Annotated in this window: 17 protein-coding genes; 6 read left to right on the plus strand and 11 right to left on the minus strand. The window is 61.3% G+C overall.

The features are described 5' to 3' along the window. Nucleotides 1-75: 75 nt before the first annotated feature. From VGB22_07460 to pgsA, 5 genes are all read right to left on the minus strand, one after another. Entirely contained in the window at nucleotides 76-321 is a 246-nt protein-coding gene (locus VGB22_07460; protein HEX9751101.1) for a hypothetical protein, read from the minus strand. Continuing rightward, the gene (locus tag VGB22_07465; GenBank protein HEX9751102.1) at nucleotides 322-582 is read right to left on the minus strand and encodes an AbrB/MazE/SpoVT family DNA-binding domain-containing protein; all 261 of its coding nucleotides are present in this window, start codon (nucleotides 580-582) and stop codon (nucleotides 322-324) included. It lies immediately after the preceding gene. A 156-nt stretch (nucleotides 583-738) separates the two neighbouring features. Continuing rightward, complete coding sequence (locus VGB22_07470; GenBank protein ID HEX9751103.1) at nucleotides 739-1,962, minus strand: competence/damage-inducible protein A; 1,224 nt, start codon at nucleotides 1,960-1,962, stop codon at nucleotides 739-741. Nucleotides 1,963-1,968: 6 nt separating this feature from the next. Next, complete coding sequence (locus VGB22_07475) at nucleotides 1,969-2,490, minus strand: phosphatidylglycerophosphatase A (protein ID HEX9751104.1); 522 nt, start codon at nucleotides 2,488-2,490, stop codon at nucleotides 1,969-1,971. Nucleotides 2,491-2,620: 130 nt separating this feature from the next. Further along, entirely contained in the window at nucleotides 2,621-3,208 is a 588-nt protein-coding gene (pgsA, locus tag VGB22_07480; protein HEX9751105.1) for a CDP-diacylglycerol--glycerol-3-phosphate 3-phosphatidyltransferase, read from the minus strand. Nucleotides 3,209-3,337: 129 nt separating this feature from the next. Between pgsA and VGB22_07485 the strand changes: the two genes are divergently transcribed. The 4 genes from VGB22_07485 to VGB22_07500 all read left to right on the plus strand — a co-directional run bounded on the left by VGB22_07485 (nucleotide 3,338) and on the right by VGB22_07500 (nucleotide 7,357). Further along, on the plus strand, nucleotides 3,338-5,179 hold the full coding sequence (locus VGB22_07485) for a sigma 54-interacting transcriptional regulator (protein ID HEX9751106.1): 1,842 nt from the start codon (nucleotides 3,338-3,340) through the stop codon (nucleotides 5,177-5,179). A 250-nt stretch (nucleotides 5,180-5,429) separates the two neighbouring features. After that, a complete protein-coding gene (locus tag VGB22_07490; protein HEX9751107.1) occupies nucleotides 5,430-5,774 on the plus strand; it encodes a hypothetical protein in 345 nt (114 codons plus the stop codon). A 75-nt stretch (nucleotides 5,775-5,849) separates the two neighbouring features. Further along, nucleotides 5,850-6,119, plus strand: a complete 270-nt coding sequence (locus VGB22_07495; protein ID HEX9751108.1) for a hypothetical protein — start codon at nucleotides 5,850-5,852, stop codon at nucleotides 6,117-6,119. Between the two features lie 242 nt (nucleotides 6,120-6,361). Beyond that, nucleotides 6,362-7,357: a DUF1028 domain-containing protein gene (locus tag VGB22_07500; GenBank protein HEX9751109.1), complete on the plus strand. Its 996-nt coding sequence runs from the start codon at nucleotides 6,362-6,364 to the stop codon at nucleotides 7,355-7,357. Between the two features lie 74 nt (nucleotides 7,358-7,431). Here VGB22_07500 and VGB22_07505 read toward each other — a convergent pair whose 3' ends face one another. From VGB22_07505 to VGB22_07515, 3 genes are all read right to left on the minus strand, one after another. Next, a complete protein-coding gene (locus tag VGB22_07505; protein HEX9751110.1) occupies nucleotides 7,432-8,106 on the minus strand; it encodes an Ig-like domain-containing protein in 675 nt (224 codons plus the stop codon). An 86-nt stretch (nucleotides 8,107-8,192) separates the two neighbouring features. Next, nucleotides 8,193-9,203 (minus strand): hypothetical protein, encoded by a 1,011-nt coding sequence (locus VGB22_07510; GenBank protein ID HEX9751111.1) that lies wholly within the window; start codon nucleotides 9,201-9,203, stop codon nucleotides 8,193-8,195. 850 nt (nucleotides 9,204-10,053) lie between these two features. Then, nucleotides 10,054-10,485, minus strand: a complete 432-nt coding sequence (locus VGB22_07515; GenBank protein HEX9751112.1) for a ferritin-like domain-containing protein — start codon at nucleotides 10,483-10,485, stop codon at nucleotides 10,054-10,056. A 350-nt stretch (nucleotides 10,486-10,835) separates the two neighbouring features. Here VGB22_07515 and VGB22_07520 point away from each other — a divergent pair, with 350 nt between their 5' ends. Then, on the plus strand, nucleotides 10,836-12,842 hold the full coding sequence (locus VGB22_07520; protein ID HEX9751113.1) for a choice-of-anchor B family protein: 2,007 nt from the start codon (nucleotides 10,836-10,838) through the stop codon (nucleotides 12,840-12,842). A gap of 48 nt (nucleotides 12,843-12,890) precedes the next feature. Beyond that, on the plus strand, nucleotides 12,891-14,888 hold the full coding sequence (locus VGB22_07525) for a choice-of-anchor B family protein (protein HEX9751114.1): 1,998 nt from the start codon (nucleotides 12,891-12,893) through the stop codon (nucleotides 14,886-14,888). Between the two features lie 157 nt (nucleotides 14,889-15,045). Here the strand turns inward: VGB22_07525 and VGB22_07530 are convergent, their stop codons facing one another. The 3 genes from VGB22_07530 to VGB22_07540 are packed head-to-tail and all read right to left on the minus strand — an operon-like array spanning nucleotide 15,046 to nucleotide 17,333. Further along, a complete protein-coding gene (locus tag VGB22_07530) occupies nucleotides 15,046-16,044 on the minus strand; it encodes a FecR domain-containing protein (GenBank protein HEX9751115.1) in 999 nt (332 codons plus the stop codon). Continuing rightward, a complete protein-coding gene (locus VGB22_07535; protein ID HEX9751116.1) occupies nucleotides 16,031-16,573 on the minus strand; it encodes a sigma-70 family RNA polymerase sigma factor in 543 nt (180 codons plus the stop codon). Before VGB22_07535 ends, VGB22_07530 begins: the two co-directional genes overlap by 14 nt. Nucleotides 16,574-16,604: 31 nt before the next feature. After that, a complete protein-coding gene (locus tag VGB22_07540; protein ID HEX9751117.1) occupies nucleotides 16,605-17,333 on the minus strand; it encodes a hypothetical protein in 729 nt (242 codons plus the stop codon). Nucleotides 17,334-17,558 lie beyond the last annotated feature (225 nt).

A 17,558-nucleotide genomic window follows, 5' to 3' on the forward strand; every position in this document is an offset into this window, starting at 1 on the left:
CACGAGATTCCCGATTCTGACGTCACTCCGCGTACGCCGCAACATGTTTGTTCGCCGGCACACGGGGCCATTGAGTCACTTCGGGTGTGGGATGACGTCAATCAACTGATACGTGTCTCCTTCGATCACGAAGTAGAAACGCCAACCCCGGTTGACCCTCGCCTGCCAGATGCCTCGTTTGATGTCATACTTCTTGGCCCTGAGTGACGGGTGGCGAAGATTGCCCATCAAGAGCGTCAGGCGGCGCTCGATGGCGCGTCGAATTCCCGGCGGCGCTTCCTCGTAACTGCGTCGAAAACGCTCGGAGTAGACTAGTCGCATCTACTTGCGTCGGGTTCGGCGTGAGCCACGCAGAGATTGTGTTGCTTCCTTCGCTGTAGCGTAGGGTCCATGAACCCTGCCCTTATTGATGTCTTCGAGACCCTCTGCAAGGCGCTTCTCGATCAGTTCCTTGGGAGTCAGGATGAGCTTATCCCCCTTGAGCTCGACTTCGAGATAGTCCCCCGCGGTCAGATGGAGCTGGTCGTAGACCTTCTTGGGGATGACGATCTGCCTGCTGGTACCAATTTTGACTGCTGACACGTTGCTCCTCCGCTGCATTTCATCGTGAAACCATATTTCCATATAAACATACGCACAGCACACTTTGTGCATGGTGTTTTCTGATGACTGAATCTGCCCAGGCGAGGACGCCTGGGCTGCACATTGGCCGGAGTCGTAGGGCGGACCAAGCACGTCCTACAAAAGCCGCCCCCGCAGCATGTTGAGCGCCGCCTGGGCGGCACGGGCGCGGATGACTTCGCGATCGCCAAGAAGGTTGAAGCGTTTGGTGGAGACTGAGTCGCCCTTTATGGCAGTTGCCAGCCAAACAGTGCCGACCGGCTTGTCGGGGGTGCCGCCGTCGGGACCGGCGATCCCGGTCACCGCAATGCTGCAATCGGCGCCGCTGCGGGCGATCGCGCCTTTGGCCATGGCGGTCACGACTTCTTCGGACACTGCTCCGTGCTTGGCGATTAACTCAGGATTCACCCCGAGCATGTCGGTCTTGGCGCGGTTGTCGTAGGTCACATACCCGCCCCAGACATACGCCGACGATCCGGGGACATCGGTGAGCCGTTTGGCGATCAGGCCGCCGGTGCATGACTCGGCGAGCACGATTGTGAACCCGCGCTGCTGGAGCATCCGTCCGACGACCACTTCCAGCCCCACATCGTCTTCTGCATAGAGTGATTCGGCGACCAATGGACGCGCCGCATCGGTGAATCGCCGCAAAGTCGTTTCGGCATCGGGACCGTGCGTGGTGAATCGCAGTCGCACGCCCAATTCCGAGGGCAGGAACGCGACTTCGACCTCGGGATTGTCGGCCATGACACGGGAGAGCGTTTCATACAGCCGCGACTCGGGCCAGCCGACGGTCGACCAGGTGATCGTTTGTGAGCGGGTCTTGGCTTGCGCCGCGATGCGCGGGATGATCACATCGCGGACCATCGGCTCCATCTCGCGGGGCACACCGGGGACGGCCACAACGGTTGTCCTGCCTTCGGTCAGCACAATGCCCACCGCGGTGCCGTACTCGTTGGGGATAAACTCGGCATCATTGGGTAAAAGTGCCTGCGTGTCCAACAGCGGCGTGATCGTGCGGCCGAGTTTCTGATACCGCGCCTTGAGCGCTTCGAGAATCTCCGGATGAAAGATCAAGGGACGTTCGAAGACGTGCGACAATGCGTTCTTAGTCACGTCATCGTTGGTCGGCCCCAGGCCGCCGGACACGATCACCCAATCGGCGCGCTCGATGCACTCGCGCAATGTCGCGACGATAATCTCGTGTTGATCGGGAATCGATGTCTGCCGTGAGAGAGTCAGTCCCGCGCGCGAGAGTTCATCACCGATGAAGAGCGCGTTGCTATTGAGCGTGCGCCCGGCGAGCAGCTCAGAGCCGATGGTGAGCAGTTCGATAGTCATGCTGTGTCAAAACCACGCAGGCGTGAACAGGAAGAGCAGTCGGCAGGCGACATTGGTATACACCCCCGCCCCGATGTCGTCGGCTGTGACACCCCAGCCGCCGGTGAGCGATTCGAGGCGACGGCAGGGCCAGGGTTTGGCGACATCAAAGATGCGAAAGAGCACGAAGACCGGAATCATCATGTGCCAATGAGTCGGCAAACCGAGCAGGGCGACGAATGCGCCCGCCCATTCGTCGATGACGATGCGTCCGGAGTCGTGGCCGAACAACGGCTCGGCGCGCGCCGAGACCCAGACCGACAAGACGATCATCGCCACGGTCGAGACGATCATCAGAGCGTCATTGCCGGTGCGCAGGATCCCCCAGCCGACCAGCACCGCCGGGATCGAGCCCCAGCTTCCCGAATAGGGACGGATCATGCCGCTGCCCAGGCCGGTCGCCAGGAGCGCGACCATGGGATTGCGCGACCAGGGGCCGGGAGCGCTCTCCGACACCCGTGCAGGACTCTTCGTGACCTCGTGTGACACTAGTCCCTTTGTTGATCCGTTGGGGCACCCATTCGCTTCGCTCAGGACAAGCGGCGCGCCGTGCCCTTAATGCTGTGAGGGCACGACACGTCGTGCCCCTACAAAACCCTGCAAATCATCGTGCCGCATCCTACTTCAACACGCTCTTGACCAAGCTCAGATGACGCACGAAATAGTCGATGCCGGTGATGACCGTGACGAGCATCGTGATCGTAACCAGAATATCGAACACCAGCATCGTTCGAGTGCTCTCAAAGATCGTCCAGTGGTGTCCCAGGGGCACCAGCATCGCTTTCAAATAAACAAATAACAGGATCGCGCTGACGGTCACCATCTGCAACGCGGTTTTCAACCGCGCGCCGAACGAGGGTACGATCAGTATGCCACGATACGCCGCCAGCGAGCGAAAGCCGGTGATGAGAAACTCGCGGGCGATGATGACGATCACCATCCAGCCGCGCACGTACCCCAAACCGACCAGCGAGATCAGCGCGGTCGAGATGAGAATCTTGTCGGCCAACGGGTCCATGAACTTGCCGAATCCGGTAACCCGCCCGCTTTTGCGCGCCAGATAGCCGTCGCCCAAATCGGTCAGCGCCGCAACGACGAACACAATCAGCGATGCCAGCTTGGCACGGGTGTCGTCGATTAAGATCAGCGCCATGAAGACCGGCGCCAACGCGATGCGCAACAGCGTCAGTTTGTTGGGAAGGTTCATCGGCTCCGGCTCTGCCGCGGAAAGCTACGGTACCAGACGCCATCAACCCAAGTCAATCGAGGGGACGCTTGTCGGTTTCCTGTGGAACGTCTTGACAGTCGGGTCCCGTGCGGCCACACTCGCAGACAGATGAGCCGATCTCCGACGCCGCCGCCACGGTTTGATTGGTCCGCCGAACACGCGGGCCTGAAGCGCGAACTGTCCCGTTTTCGCTCACTGTTGGCGCGCTCGCTCCCGGCACGGGGAGCGTCGTCGCCATGGAAACGGCGCTTCGAGGAGCTGCGGCACCAGTGGGAACTGTTGGCGCAGCGCCTGGAGGGGCGTTGGGCGCGCGGTGCCGAATCGGAGATTGCGCTGGACGCCGAATTGGACGTGTCGCGACGCGAACGGCTGCAATTGCGGACGCTGGTTGAGCTGGACGAACGTTTCGATGCGGCGGAATCGGTTGAAGCGTGTCTGACGGAGACACTCCGCGCGCTGGCCCCTGTCATCGCCAACGACGGCGCGATGATGAACCTGCACGACATCGTCCCCGACGGGGGCCTGCGTGTGACCACCGCGCGTCCCGGGCGCCGGGCCTGGCCCCTGGCGTCGGATCTGGAATTGTGCGAGCATCTGCTGACGGGGGCGTCCGACGGGCGACGCATCGTCATCGAAGGGCGTCCAGTCGGTGCCGATGCGCGCGCGCACGGCCGCATGACGCATTGGCTGGCTGTGGGGATCGCGCATCGCGACAGCCACTACGGGTCGCTGGTCATGGGACGGCGCCTCGGCGCGCACCCCTTCGACGAAGATGAGATCGCCGTTGCCGAACGCATCGTTTCGCGGCTGGGACGTGCCCTGGCGTCGCGCGTCGGCGCCGGAGTGCGCGCGCTGCCCGGTATCGGCTTGCGGCCCGAGGGCTTCGATCACCTGCGGGGGGAATCGCCCGCGTTGCGGCAGGCGGTTGCACTGGCGGCACGGCTGGCGGCATCGGACGGGCCCGTTCTCTTCGAGGGGGAGATCGGCACCGGACGCGAAACGTTGGCGCGGGCGATTCATGCGCGTTCGGCCCGGGCCGGTAAACCGTTCGTGGTTCTGCGCGGCGCCGATCTGCCGCAACCGCATGTCGCGGAGCGACTCTTCGGTGTCCATCGGGTTGAACCCGATGGCACGCTCACGGATCGGCCGGGCGATCTGGAACTGGCCAAGGGCGGGTCGCTGTACATCGACGAACTGGCGGCGCTCGACAATGTGTTGCAGGTGCAACTGGTACGACTCCTCAACGAGCTGACATTCGAACGGGTCGGCGAACGCAAGGCCCGCCGCGCCGATATTCGCCTGATGCTGGCGACCACGCAGCATATCGAGGACGCGGTAACGCACGGCCGCATCCGCGAAGATCTCTTTTATCTCGTGCTGGCCGGTCGCATCGCGCTGCCGCCGTTGCGCGAACGCGCCGGCGACATCGTGGAACTGGCGCGACGATTTGCGATCGAGACGGGACATCGCGCGGGCAAGCGCATCGACGGGATCGACCAGGACACGGCAGCGCTGCTGCTGGCGGCCTCCTTTCCGGGAAACATCCGCCAACTGTCGCAGATCATCGAACGCGCGGTGTTCATGTCCGGCCGACCGTTGATCGGCGCCGGCGATCTGCCGGAAGACTTCGCCGCCGAGGTGATCGCGGCGCCCCTGGATACGTCGGACTGGATCGAACAGGCCGCGCAGGGTGTGCGCGCCTCGGTCGGCGCCGGGCGCGGCGGCGACTACGCGGCGTTTCGCCGCGTGCGCGCCTCGGTGCAGCGCGCGCTGTCGGCGGCGTTCGTCGCCTCGGTGCGCAAAGCGGTCGGACCGCAGCCGGCGCGCGCGGCACGGCACCTGGGCGTGCACCGCGCGCAATGGTGGCGTCTGATGCGCGACGCGGAGCCGGAATCGGCCGCGCCGGCACAGGGCGACGACGGCGAAGACAACAATGCACAAAAACAGTAACATCTTCGTTACTAACAGCGAAATGGCCGTTCCGCCGCTGCCCCCTATTGATTCTCCCGCCCGGCCGCCCCGCTAAGGTCAAATAGTAACACTTATGTTACAAACCAGCGTCTCGGATCACTTTTTTGCTGAAAAAAATCTTGCTGGTGTCCGATGACAGGATCATGCTGGTGGTGTCGCCCCAGTAAGTGGCGATGCGCCAACAAGATTGCCCGCTCCAGCCAAGGGGCATCGCTTGGCGGACTCCGTCATGAAGAATTCAGACCTCGGCACGGCCGACCAAATCTACCGCAGCGGGATCGAAGCGGCCCGTCAGGCCGACTCCAGAGAAGTCCCCGTTGCCACGACCGCGGCGGCCATGGTCGGAGCGGCACTGCGACGTTGGGCGGGGCCGGTCCAGGCCCTCTCCGGCGGGACGGTCTTTGAAGCAGCCGGCCGTCACGGGGTGATTGTGACATCCGCCCGGGAGCCGTTGCCACCCGACCCGACCGGGATCATGCAACGGCGCCAATGGATCAACGTGCATGTGATGAACTTCGGGTCGCGCACGCTGCATGTGCGCACGATCGGTGCGCCGCGGCCCGGACGTGAATGAGGCAATGATCTGAGGAGATCTTAGGCAACCAACCGACGGTACACTTCAGACCACCGCTAAGGAGGTGAAAGCCAGATGCCAGTGAAACGCAGAAAGACCGCGAAGAAGGCAACGACGCGTAAGCGTCGCACCACGAAGAAAGCCACCGGTCGCAAGACCGCGCGCAAGGGTACCCGTAAAACCGCGAAGAAGGCGACGACGCGCAAGCGCCGCACCGCCAAGAAGGCCACCGGCCGCAAGAGCACACGCAAGACCGCTCGCAAAGCCGGAGCACGCAAGGTCGCGCGTCGCAAAACCGCACGGAAAGCGAGTTCGCGTCGCAAACAGACCATGATGATGATGTAAGTCATCGCCCCGCGCTGCGGGGTTTTCGATCAGCCGGTCCCGTGGAGGATGCCGCGGGACCGGTTCTCTATTGCAGCCGACTTTCCCTGTGACACAAGCCGCAACGTACGCGTCCTGCGACAACGGGCACGGCCCGTCGTGCCCCCACAACCGATCGGCGCCTCCCCGGTCGAGTCTGTGATGTAGTCGTACGGCGTCGACTCTCGTATCTTCCACGACGCAACATCACAGGGAGGGGACTGATGACAAATCGGCACTTTCTTGGTCTGGTGGTCGCTGTACTGGCACTGCTTGTTTCCGCTGAAGTTCACGCCGACACCGTCCGTCCGGTCTCGACGTACTCGATTGTCGCGCGCGACTCGGCCACCGGCCAGATGGGGGTGGCGGTGCAGTCGCACTGGTTTTCGGTCGGGCCGATTGTCCCCTGGGCCGAGGCGGGCGTCGGCGCGGTCGCGACCCAATCGCTGGTCAGGATCGACTACGGTCCTGACGGGCTGGATCACTTGCGCGCCGGTGAAAGTGCGGCATTGGCGCTGACCGCGATGCTGGCCGCCGATTCGGGGCGCGAGGTCCGTCAGGTGGCGATCGTCGACGCCAACGGCAACGTCGCAGTGCACACCGGCAAACGGTGCATCGCCTATGCCGGGCACATTACTGGGCGCGGCTTTTCGGTGCAGGCCAATCTGATGGCCGACTCGATCGTCCCGACGGCAATGGCACAGGCATATCGCACGGCCACGGGCTCGCTTGCAGAACGGATGCTGGCCGCGCTGGAGGCGGCCGAAGCGGTCGGCGGCGACATTCGCGGACGGCAATCAGCGGCGATCCTCGTCGTGGATGGGAAACGTCACCCGCAACGCTGGCAGGGAAAGCTGATCGAGCTGCGCGTGGAGGACCATCCTACGCCACTGGTCGAATTGCGTCGCCTCTACGATCTGCAATTGGCCTACGATTGGATGAATCGCGGCGACGTCTACGCCGAACACAGCCAATGGGATTCGGCCGCGATCGCCTATGGCAGCGCTGAGAAACTGGCGCCGCAGATCGCCGAGATTCCCTTTTGGCACGCAGTCACGCTCACCGCCGCCGGACGCATCGAAGACGCGCTGCCGGTTTTCAGGCGCATATTCGCAAGCGAATCACGCTGGGTCGAGCTGCTGCCTCGCCTAATCCCGGCGGGATTGCTGCCGGTTGATTCGACGGCGCTGGAGCGGATTCTTAAGACGGCGGGGGAGTAGGTCGGGACATGGGGAAAGCCGCCATGCGGGTTACTGGAGTGAATGTCCGCAACGGGCGGCGCCGACGTCCAGATTCAAGGTCGCTGCACCGGGCGGGCATCGGGGCAGTCCGTCCAGGCGAATTCATTCAGCAGTGCGGCAATCTTCTCCGGCTGCGGGCCGGTCATTCGGTGCAATTCGCAGATGTAATCCGTGTAGGAGTCGCCGTCCCAGGTGCAGATGATGATCCGGCAGGGATCGAAGGCAATGAACTCACACACCATGAATGTCTGCTCGGTAATCGAGGACGTATCCATTGCCCGACTGAAGGTCACTCTGATTTCTGCCAGATCTGCCGGGACGTTGACTTCGCCCGTCCCAGGTTCACGATCAACGACCGTGGGACTCTCGCACGTGTAGAATTCCCAAGTGAAAGGGGATTCCAGGGTGTCACCGAATATCGATTGAATCGCGGTCGTCAATTCCACATACACCGTTTCGGTCGAGGCATAGAGCGAATCGGGTACAAAGATGACGCTGTTCGTCATTGTATCGAATTCGAATGTACCGGTAATGCCGCCGGAGATTGACCCAGTGGCCAGGAAAGTCGTGTCGTTTAAGGTGCTCGTGTCCATCGGCATGCTGAAGGACGCTGTAATGGTCTCGTCCGACAGCACTGCCACTGCGGAATCGCCGGGCCAGATTGAATCAACGACCGGTGGATCGGCATACACTACGGCGCGACCTAAGATGACAAGCATCACTGCCATTGCCCATGTCGCCAAGCCGCTAACAGGCCTGAGTGCCCTGAAACAGCATTCCTTGCTACGCATTTGTTCCTCCTTGAATGGGTGTGCTATGGGCAGGGAGTACAGAACGCCTGGGCGGGAACTCCGTTGCGAAACGCGACATCGACCAGTGCGATCACGTCAAACACGTTCGTAACGCCGTCGCAGTTTACGTCACTGCGAACGTATGGGCATTGAGGGAAGGGGTCCGTCATCGGCGCCGCAGACCGAAACGCCACATCGACTGCCGCGACAACATCGAACACGTTGGAGAGGCCGTCACAGCCAGGATCAGCGAAACAGTGACAATAGCAATCCTCGCCAGGCGGGATGCATTCTCCCGACTCTTCACAGTTGTAACATGTATCTCCTTGGAACACTCGGAAGATGATGGCGTGATTGACAGACGCAAACTCAGACGCGCGATTCTGATCAATATCTATAGTGTACCATCGAACGAGGCTTCCGAAGTCGTCAAATCCCCAGGCACAAGTGTGAATGAACTGTCCGGTCAACAAATCCCACTCCCACTGCCGCTCCATGGGGTAGAAGTGCATAACCAACTCCTCCAGACCATCACAGTCAGTGTCCGCTGCCCAGCACGGGTGAATACCGGTCGCACCGGTCTGCTCTTGGAACGTGTGGGCGACGACAAACTCGTTGTCATCGACCGCCTCCAACAGTTGGTAGCGAAACCCGAGTTGGCTGGAGGAGTGCCCGAGCAGGGCGTATAGCTTCCCGTCCGGTTTAGGACGACAAGCTACCGCAGTGGCGTTGCCCCCCCAGGCCGTGTCGGTGATGACCCCTATGTACGAGAGTCCCGTGGCCTGCCACTCGAGGAGGCTGTAACCAAAAATGTTATTTCCCGATATGAATTCGACCCTCCCATCCTCGTCGAAGTCCCCAACGGCAGGGTACCCGGCCGCGCTGTTCGGTACCGGTATATCAGACGTCGTGACGAATGTGCCCAGTGAAGTGTCATAGTCAATTATCACGGCCCTTCCAACGCCAAAGCTGTGTGGATTGACATAGATTTCAGAGTACAGGTCCCCGTCGATCTCTGTCAGCACCGGGTTCATTTCGATATTGAATCCTGGCCACCGCCAACTCGCTCGCAGAGTCCAGTCGGGACCCGAATGTATCAGGAGCTTGTCGCCCCACTGTGAGACAAGCTCGACGCTTCCATCCAGATCGAGGTCCGCGGCGATCAGGGGGACCGCTGAGTCGATGGGGACATCTACCTCTGTGTGCGTGACCAGTGAGTCGATGTCGTGGCGGGCGATGCCACCGAGCTTGCGGATGTAGAGTTCCCAGACCTTCCGGGTGGAATCGAAATGAGGTGCAATCCTCTCCAATGTCACGGGAAAGTCGAGAATCGACGGGCAGCTCGCAGAAGTTCCGGCGGGAGTCGTTCGCACAGTGTGTGGGAAGTTCTGAATGCGTATTGGAGAATCTTGAATGGCGCACCAGTCTGGAACTATCCCGCCTTGGCAATGGGTCGGGTCACACAACGGAGTCGACCGCAAGGAAGAGATTGTCCTCACGCGCTCATCTTCTGTGCGGGCGCTCGCTCCTGATCTCGCTGATGATCCAACAGACCGACCGTTAAGGTATGCGAGCAGCGCAACCGTGAGAATCGCTGCCCACAAGCCATTGGAGTGCGAAACCTGAGGATAGTCATTCCCCGTCAACCCTATCGTGTCGGTCCGAGACGACTTCAATTACGACTCCTGGCTGTGAGGGACTCCAACCCAATATATCGGCTGATTGCGCCTATCCAAGCGGAAACCAGCCCGGGGACCATAGTCTGACAATACCTGACAATTCGGCATGGGCTGAGCACGGGCGCGGCCACATGCAGAATCCCGCCGCGCGCGGAGACTCAGAGCAGCGCGGCGGGTCCGATCGACAGGAGATTCGTTGCTGTCCTTACCGTCCCAGCAGCGCTTCCGCCTCGACGACCGCATTCATTTCGTCCATGAGGATATGGGTGAGCGCGTGGACGAAGACGGTGTTGCCTTTGACCAGCGGCAGAATCTTACGGTACGAATCCGCGGCGGCGCGTTCGGTCTTCAGGGCTTCTTCGAGCATCGTGCGGGTGTCCGTCGTGTGGACGATCGGCGCGGGATCGCGCGTCGTGACCGCTTCGCCCCCCAACTGACCGATGATGTCGCGCACTTTGGCGGCATGGTCGAATGACTCGGTCGCTTCCTCTTCGAAGTGGCTCTTGAGCGTCAGGGAATCCAATCCCTTCAGGTAAACGGCGTAGTGCGCGTACATCGCCTGCGCGCGCAGCTCCCAGCCGAGCGCTTTGTTGAGCTTGGTGATCACCTGTTTCTTACCGGCTGATGACGGGGGCATCGGAGTCTCCTCACTGCGAATCGTGGTTTGCCTGTAAAGGCGGTCCGCCACACGTGGTCTGAAAGGTCTATCGCATTGACCGCCAACGGATAGTGCCGCGGGCGATCCGGTCCTTATGGTACCTCCGTCCCGCGCTCAAAGCAACGGGGTGCGTCATGAGTCCTCGTGCGTCGGGTCGTTCCGGTGGCGGGGCGACGTTCCACACGTTGACAAAACTCCAAATCACGCTTACATTTGCAGGGCATTTATGGTCGGGGCGGTCCGGCTCCTCCTCACCACAAGTGGGCCAACCTGCAGTGCGCGTACTTTACATCAGTAACGGTATTCCCGTTCCGGACGAGAGGTCCATCATGGCGGTCTGTCCCCGATTGTTGTTGTGTGGTCTTGTTGTAGTCATCTTTGCCATTCCCGCCAATGCTGAAGTGGGGCCGTGCGACACATTGCCGCCGCGCACGGTCATCGCCTTCGACAGTATCGCGTCGTTTACCGGCTATACCGAGGGGAACGACTGCTGGGGCTGGGTGTCGCCGGGCGGCATCGAGTATGCCATCTATGGTGCGCGCGGCGGGCTGGCGTTCATCAATCTGAATACGATGCAGGAAGACGACTTTGTCTCCGGCCCCAACTGCATCTGGCGCGACATCAAGTCGTACCGCAACTATTGCTACGAAGTCACCGAGTGCGGCCCGGGGCTGAAGATCATCGACATGAGCTTTCTGCCCGACAGCGTGCACGTGGTCGGGACCTTCACCGGCGGTTCGACCCGTTCGCACAATCTCACCATCGACACGGCGAAGGGATACGCGTACCTCGTGCGTCAGAACTATTCGGGCTTCCGGGTGATCTCGCTGGCCAACCCCGAATCGCCCGCCGAATTGCCCGGGGTCAACACCGGCGATGCGCACGATGTCTATGCGCGCAACGATACGGTCTGGGCGGCCGAAGGATGGGATTCGCAGTTTTCGATCTGGGACATGAGCAACAAGTCGTCGCCGCAGATGCTGGCATTGGTCACTGTTCCGGGGCAGGGCTACCTGCACAACATCTGGCCGATGGACTACATGCCGTACGTGGTCACAACCGAGGAAACCGCCGGACACACGATCAAAATCTGGAACACCGCCGACCTGCAAGACATCTCGCTGGTCGCGCAATATCTCGCGCCGTCCGGACTGGCGCACAACGCGCACATCGTCGGCAAGTACCTCTTTCTCTCGCACTATGAGTCGGGCGTCGTCGTCGTCGATCTGACATTCCCGGAGTGCCCGGTGGAAATGGCGCGTTTCGACACATACCCCGATCGCGAGTTATCGGGCTACAACGGCTGCTGGGGAGTCTATCCGCACGCGGGCACCAATCGCATCTACGCCTCGAACATCGAAGGCAACATCATGATCTTCGAGACCGACATTCGTGTGGTCGGATTCGGCGGCGGTCCTCTGGTCGGCGCAGCGCCTTTGAGTTCGTCTTTTCTCAGCTATGCGCAGGGCGATATTGTCAGCCAGACGTGGGATTTCGGCGATGGTGCCTTCGGTAACGGCACCGTGGGGGCACACGCGTACGGGCCGGGGATCTATGACGTCGCCTTGGATGTGACGTTTCCGGAGAGCACGACCACGATCGGATACGCTCATTATGTCACGGCGCTGGCGGAATCGCTCACGGTCGAAGATGTCGCGTTGATGCCGGGCCAGGCCGGGTACTGGGAGGCCGGGCTCATCAATCACGTGCCGATTCTGGAAACGACGATACCGGTCTCGATGAGCGGTGTGCCGTCGCAGGCGGTGTTTGACTCCGTCAGCCGAGCGGGGACACGCACGGAGTACTTTGAAGTTGTGACGATTCCCTATGACAACCACGCGGGCGGGCAGGTGTATGTCCGTCTTATCGCCGATGGCGGGGGCGGTTCACCGCCCTTGGCGCCCGGAACCGGTCCGATTTTGAGGGTGTACTATCATCTGCTGCCGACGGCTTCGCCGGGGTCGGTGCTGACTCTGTCGACGGACGATTTCAGCGGTCCGGTCGGTGGTGGGATTCAACTGGATGCGAAAACGACGACCGCCGCGTTTGTTCCATCGCCCGACGGGGGCACGCTGACCGTGCTGACGCCGCCGTGCGAGTGTCCCTGCTACGGCGACCCCTCATGCAACGGCGTCGTCGATGTGTTCGACGTTGTCGAAACAGTCGATGTGGCGTTTCGCGCGGAATCGCCGCCGTTCGACTTCGGCTGTCCGTCCGCGCGCACCGATGCCGATTGTGACGGTCTGACGAACGTGTTCGATGTGGTCGCCATGGTCGACGTCGCGTTCCGCAGTGGCGATCCGCAAACGACGTTTTGCGATCCTTGTGAACTATAGACGATGTTGGACCCTGCCGACGGACTGTCGGTGATGAGAGAGGCAGTAATGCCCCGACGTTTCTTGATCCGGATGTTGTTTCTGACGATTCTGTCACCCCTGTTGTGGATGCCGACTTCGTCTGCCGTGGCGATCGATTGCGACACGCTCCCGCCGCGTCCCGTTATCCAGTTTGACAGCATTGCCTCGTTCAATTACGGCGGCGGCAACGATTGCTGGGGGTGGGTCGCACCGGACGGCACCGAGTACGCGATCTATGGTGCGAGCAACGGTTTGGCATTCATCAACGTGACCACGTTAACTCAGGCCGATTTCGTGACCGGGACATCGTGCACGTGGCGGGACATCAAGACCTACCGTCACTATTGTTACGAGGTCAGTGAGTGCGGCACAGGGTTGAAGATCATCGACATGAGCTTCTTGCCCGACAGCGTGCGCGTCGTGACCACATTCAGCCCGGGTGTCAGTTGCCACAACCTCAACATCGACACGGCGAGAGGATTTGCCTATCTGGTGAGGCCGGGATACAACGGTTTTCGCGTAATCTCACTCGCCAATCCCGAATCCCCGGCGGAGTTTTCCGGGGTCGGCACGTTCGACATGCACGACATGTACGCGCGCAACGACACGGTCTGGGCGGCAGAGGGCAACGGTCACTCGTTTTCGATTTGGGACATGACCAACAAGTCGCAACCGACGCAGATCGGCTTCGCCCTCATTCCGGGGAACGGATATGTCCACAACATCTGGCCCACGGCCGATGGACGGTATGTCGCAACCACCGAGGAGACTGCCTTCAGGACCGTCAAGATCTGGAATACCGAGAATCTGGGAAACATCAGTCTGGTTGCCGAGTATCTGGCGCCGAGCAACCTCGCGCACAACGCCCACATCGACGGGAACTACCTGTTCATTTCGCATTACCAATCGGGCGTTGCCGTCGTCGATATCCGCTATCCCGAATGCCCCGCCGAAGTGGCCCGCTTCGATACCTACAAACCCGGAGAGTCGCCGGGGTTTCAGGGCTGCTGGGGTGTTTATCCGCACGCCGGTACCGGGCACATTTACGCCTCAACCATCGAGGGCAATCTGATGGTCTTCGAAACCGACATCCAAAACGTCAACTTCGCGGCGACGCCGACCATCGGCTCCGCGCCGTTGAGCGTCGATTTCACCAATCTGTCGGCAGGAACGATTCTGTCCCAGGTGTGGGACTTCGGCGACGGCGATACCTCCACCGCGTCATCTCCCACACACGTGTATCAGGCGGGCGTGTACAGTGTCCAACTGGAGATCGAGACCACAACCGGCAGCGGCCAGACGATCAAGCCAGATTTCGTGACCGCGCTGGCGGAGACAACCGTAATCGGCGATGTGTCGGGGCAGCCGACCACGCAGGTGGCCTGGGATATCGATTTGACCAATCACGTTCCCATCACCGAGTTGATCATTCCGGTCAAAGTTTCTCAGGTCCCGACGTGGGCCACGCTCGATTCGTTGTCCCGGGTCGGGACGCGCACCGCGTATTTCGAACAACAGCAGAATCTGTTCAACAACAAATTCTTCGGTGAAATGGTAGTCCGGCTCAATGCCAACAACGGCGGCGGCGCGCCGCCCCTGCCGGCGGGATCGGGGACGGTGTTGCGTGTCTGGATGACGCTGAAGTCGGTCGCCCCTGCGGGAGAAACCATTACACTGTCGAACGACGACACGCTGAGCGGGCTGACCCTCACGGGCGAGACGTTCACGACAACGTTTGCGCCCGTTGCCGATGCCGGGATCCTGACGATTTTGACGCCGCCGTGCGACTGCCCCTGCCACGCAGACCCTGTCTGCGACGCCATTTCCGATGTGTTCGACGTTGTCGCCGCCGTTGACGTCGCCTTCCGCGCGAGTCCGGGAGTGTTCGATCCGGCCTGCCCGAATGAACGGACCGATGTCACCTGCGATGGCCTCACCAATGTTTTTGATGTCATCCGATTTGTGGACGTCGCGTTTCGCAGCGTTGACCCGGCGACGGCGTTTTGCGATCCCTGTCTGCCATGAGCGACTTGTCTCGCACGCAGCAAAAGGAAACGTAAGGCTTCATTCTGCGCGACGGCCGCTTATCCGTCGCAGGGGACATTTACCCGCGTGAAATGAAACGGCGTCGACCGGAACGGTCGACGCCGCTGTTGCATTCCGGAGAGTCGTGCCGGGGGTATCAGTTGACTGTTTTCCAATTATCGAACAGCGCTTGCGAGCATGGCTGACGGCAGGGGATGAACTCGTCACGCTCCAGTGCGTACCCCCAGATGTTCAGCATGGTTGAGTCCAGCGACACGATCCCGTCGCGCGTGACCTCCTCCGGAGGCGGTGCAAACTCCGCCAGTTGATCGAAGATGCGGCTGCGCGCCTCGGGTCCGACTTCGGAGAGGAGTCGCCAGAGTGTAAACGCTTCGCAGGTTCCGGCATCGGCCAGCAGCGTATCGAGAATTGGTGCGGCATTGCCGGCATAATCGTATTTTGACAGGATCTCGCGGAATTCATCCGACGCGCCCGCCCACAATGGTGTGCCGGGGCCGTCTTGTGGGCGCGTTTCACACAACGCACCGGCGGGGACGACGACTGCGCGTCCCTTCCATTCGAGCGCGACCTCGCCGAATTCCACGCACACGTAGCCGCGACCGGTCGAATCGACGCTGAGCGTGTAGACGCATCCCAGATCGACGGCGACCGCTGAGGGCGTCTCCACGAAGAACAAACGCGGCGGCGCCCAGATCGACGCGTGCAGGGTCCCGTGGGCCAGTTGCAGTCGATGTTCCTTCGGGCCGATGTTCACCACGCGCAGACGCGAGTTCGGCTCCAGCCGCACCTTGCCGATGTCGCCGATCTCGATTAAGGCAACCGATTCCTCCATTGTCTCCAACCATTCTCCCTGACGGATGGCGGAGTGTCCGCTGACCTGCGTGAATCCTTCCCCCGCGTTCCCGGTCAGGCGTTGCACGGAGTAGTTTGCGCCCGGCCGGGACTGGCCGGCGATCCAGATCACCAATGCCGCGGCTGCCGCCAGCGGCAGGATGATCCACACCGGTGCTGAACGCCGGGGTACTGGTCGTGTCTTCGGCGTGTAACGAAAGCGGCCCAGCAACACTTCCAGTCGTTTGATATCGGGATCGGGCTGCCCCGACTTGTCCCACAAATAGTCGTTATGCTCGTTCATGGTTCACACCCAGTTTCTCGCGCAGGAGTTGCAACCCGCGGTGAAGATTGACGCGCACCGAACCGTGCGACATCCCGGTGCGCTCGGCGATCTCCGGACCGGTCAGCCCTTCGACCAGGCGGAGTGCCAGGGGTTCGCGATACGCTTCCGGCAGCGCCCGCAGGAGCGCCAAAACCCGCACTGCTTCGTGCGCGTCGGTCGAATTGTGATCGACGACCACGTCCATATCGAGTTCGTCAGTTTCGCGTCGTTTGCGATGATGATCATTGGCGCGGTTGCGCGCGATCGACAGGAGCCAGCCTCCGAACGATGCGTGGTCGCGCAGATCGCCCAGGCGGCGCATCGCACTCAAGAACACCTCCTGCATCAAATCTTCGGCGTCCGCGCGCTGCACGCGGGCCAACAGAACGCCATGGACCATCGAGGCGTAGCGTTCATACAACCGGCCGAACGCGTCACGGTCACCGGCCGCGGCGGCTGCCACCAACGCCGATTCGTCGACTGCGATGCGAACGCGCGCCTCTGCCATTCGTCGAAGGTGTCTGACCCTAAACGCGAAATCAACGGCGTTCGCCGGCATCGATTCCGCCATAGCGGGCACGCAACCCCTCCAGGGATGTTCGACCGTCGCCGAAGACTGCGACAATGTTGCGGGCCAACGGCGTGTTGTCTTCCGTGCCCTCGATCGCACAGCGCAAGTGATCCGTGAATCGGCTCTCACGCGGGTACGCGGTGACCACGGCGCAGGCGAAGTGAAACTGCGGATCCTCGCCCAGCAAGGGCTCCGCCCGACGCAGCAGGTCGTAGCCGCTCACGTTTTGCAGTGACGGCAGGGCGGGCGCGCCACCGAGCCAATCCGGCAGTCCGGGCGACCGGCCACCCAGTTGTTCGCACGTCGCCAGAAGATAGCCGACGTCGAACTGCAGCAGGGCGTGAGCGCGATTGTCAGCTCCCTCGCGCAGTTGACGCGCCAACAACTGCATCAACAGGGCAGCGCCGACACCGTCGGTCTTCTTCGCGTAGATCGACGCCCGTCGCAGCGTTTCCATGCGGACAAGGATCGGAGCGCTGGGGGACAATACATCGAGCGTTTGAACGACAATCTCCTCCGCGGACAGTCCGGACTGAATGTCCGACCAGGATTCTTCGCCGAACGGGATCGTTTGGGCATCGCCCAGATCGAATCGGTGGCACAACAGCGGCGGTCCGGCGAACGCGGACAGCGCCCCGAAAACGACGATGGCAACCGTGGTGATGGCGGTCGTGGCATTACCGTGTCGGCGTGTCATTGTCCCTCCCTTGGTCTGTGCTACGTCAATCGGACTAATCACTGCCTGCATCGAAAGGACGCGGAATCGAAGATTACTGTTAACCATTGATATCCGGGCAGCGTCTAAGAGATCAGACGATCGATCAGCAACTCGGCGTAAGTCACAAGGGACGAGGAGGATCGGATGTTCAATCTCAGATTGTGGGCCACTCTATCAATGCTCGTTATGGCAGTGCCAACCGGG

The sequence above is a fragment of the Candidatus Zixiibacteriota bacterium genome (assembly GCA_036397555.1).
Taxonomy (GTDB): domain Bacteria; phylum Zixibacteria; class MSB-5A5; order WJJR01; family WJJR01; genus DATKYL01.

Coding starts and splice junctions, on each gene's coding strand:
- VGB22_07460 (HEX9751101.1), bottom strand. CDS start 321: ATGCGACTAGTCTACTCCGAGCGTTTTCGACGCAGTTACGAGGAAGCG.
- VGB22_07470 (HEX9751103.1), bottom strand. CDS start 1,962: ATGACTATCGAACTGCTCACCATCGGCTCTGAGCTGCTCGCCGGGCGC.
- pgsA (HEX9751105.1), bottom strand. CDS start 3,208: ATGAACCTTCCCAACAAACTGACGCTGTTGCGCATCGCGTTGGCGCCG.
- VGB22_07485 (HEX9751106.1), top strand. CDS start 3,338: ATGAGCCGATCTCCGACGCCGCCGCCACGGTTTGATTGGTCCGCCGAA.
- VGB22_07490 (HEX9751107.1), top strand. CDS start 5,430: ATGAAGAATTCAGACCTCGGCACGGCCGACCAAATCTACCGCAGCGGG.
- VGB22_07495 (HEX9751108.1), top strand. CDS start 5,850: ATGCCAGTGAAACGCAGAAAGACCGCGAAGAAGGCAACGACGCGTAAG.
- VGB22_07500 (HEX9751109.1), top strand. CDS start 6,362: ATGACAAATCGGCACTTTCTTGGTCTGGTGGTCGCTGTACTGGCACTG.
- VGB22_07505 (HEX9751110.1), bottom strand. CDS start 8,106: ATGGCAGTGATGCTTGTCATCTTAGGTCGCGCCGTAGTGTATGCCGAT.
- VGB22_07510 (HEX9751111.1), bottom strand. CDS start 9,203: ATGAACCCGGTGCTGACAGAGATCGACGGGGACCTGTACTCTGAAATC.
- VGB22_07515 (HEX9751112.1), bottom strand. CDS start 10,485: ATGCCCCCGTCATCAGCCGGTAAGAAACAGGTGATCACCAAGCTCAAC.
- VGB22_07520 (HEX9751113.1), top strand. CDS start 10,836: ATGGCGGTCTGTCCCCGATTGTTGTTGTGTGGTCTTGTTGTAGTCATC.
- VGB22_07525 (HEX9751114.1), top strand. CDS start 12,891: ATGCCCCGACGTTTCTTGATCCGGATGTTGTTTCTGACGATTCTGTCA.
- VGB22_07530 (HEX9751115.1), bottom strand. CDS start 16,044: ATGAACGAGCATAACGACTATTTGTGGGACAAGTCGGGGCAGCCCGAT.
- VGB22_07535 (HEX9751116.1), bottom strand. CDS start 16,573: ATGGCAGAGGCGCGCGTTCGCATCGCAGTCGACGAATCGGCGTTGGTG.
- VGB22_07540 (HEX9751117.1), bottom strand. CDS start 17,333: ATGACACGCCGACACGGTAATGCCACGACCGCCATCACCACGGTTGCC.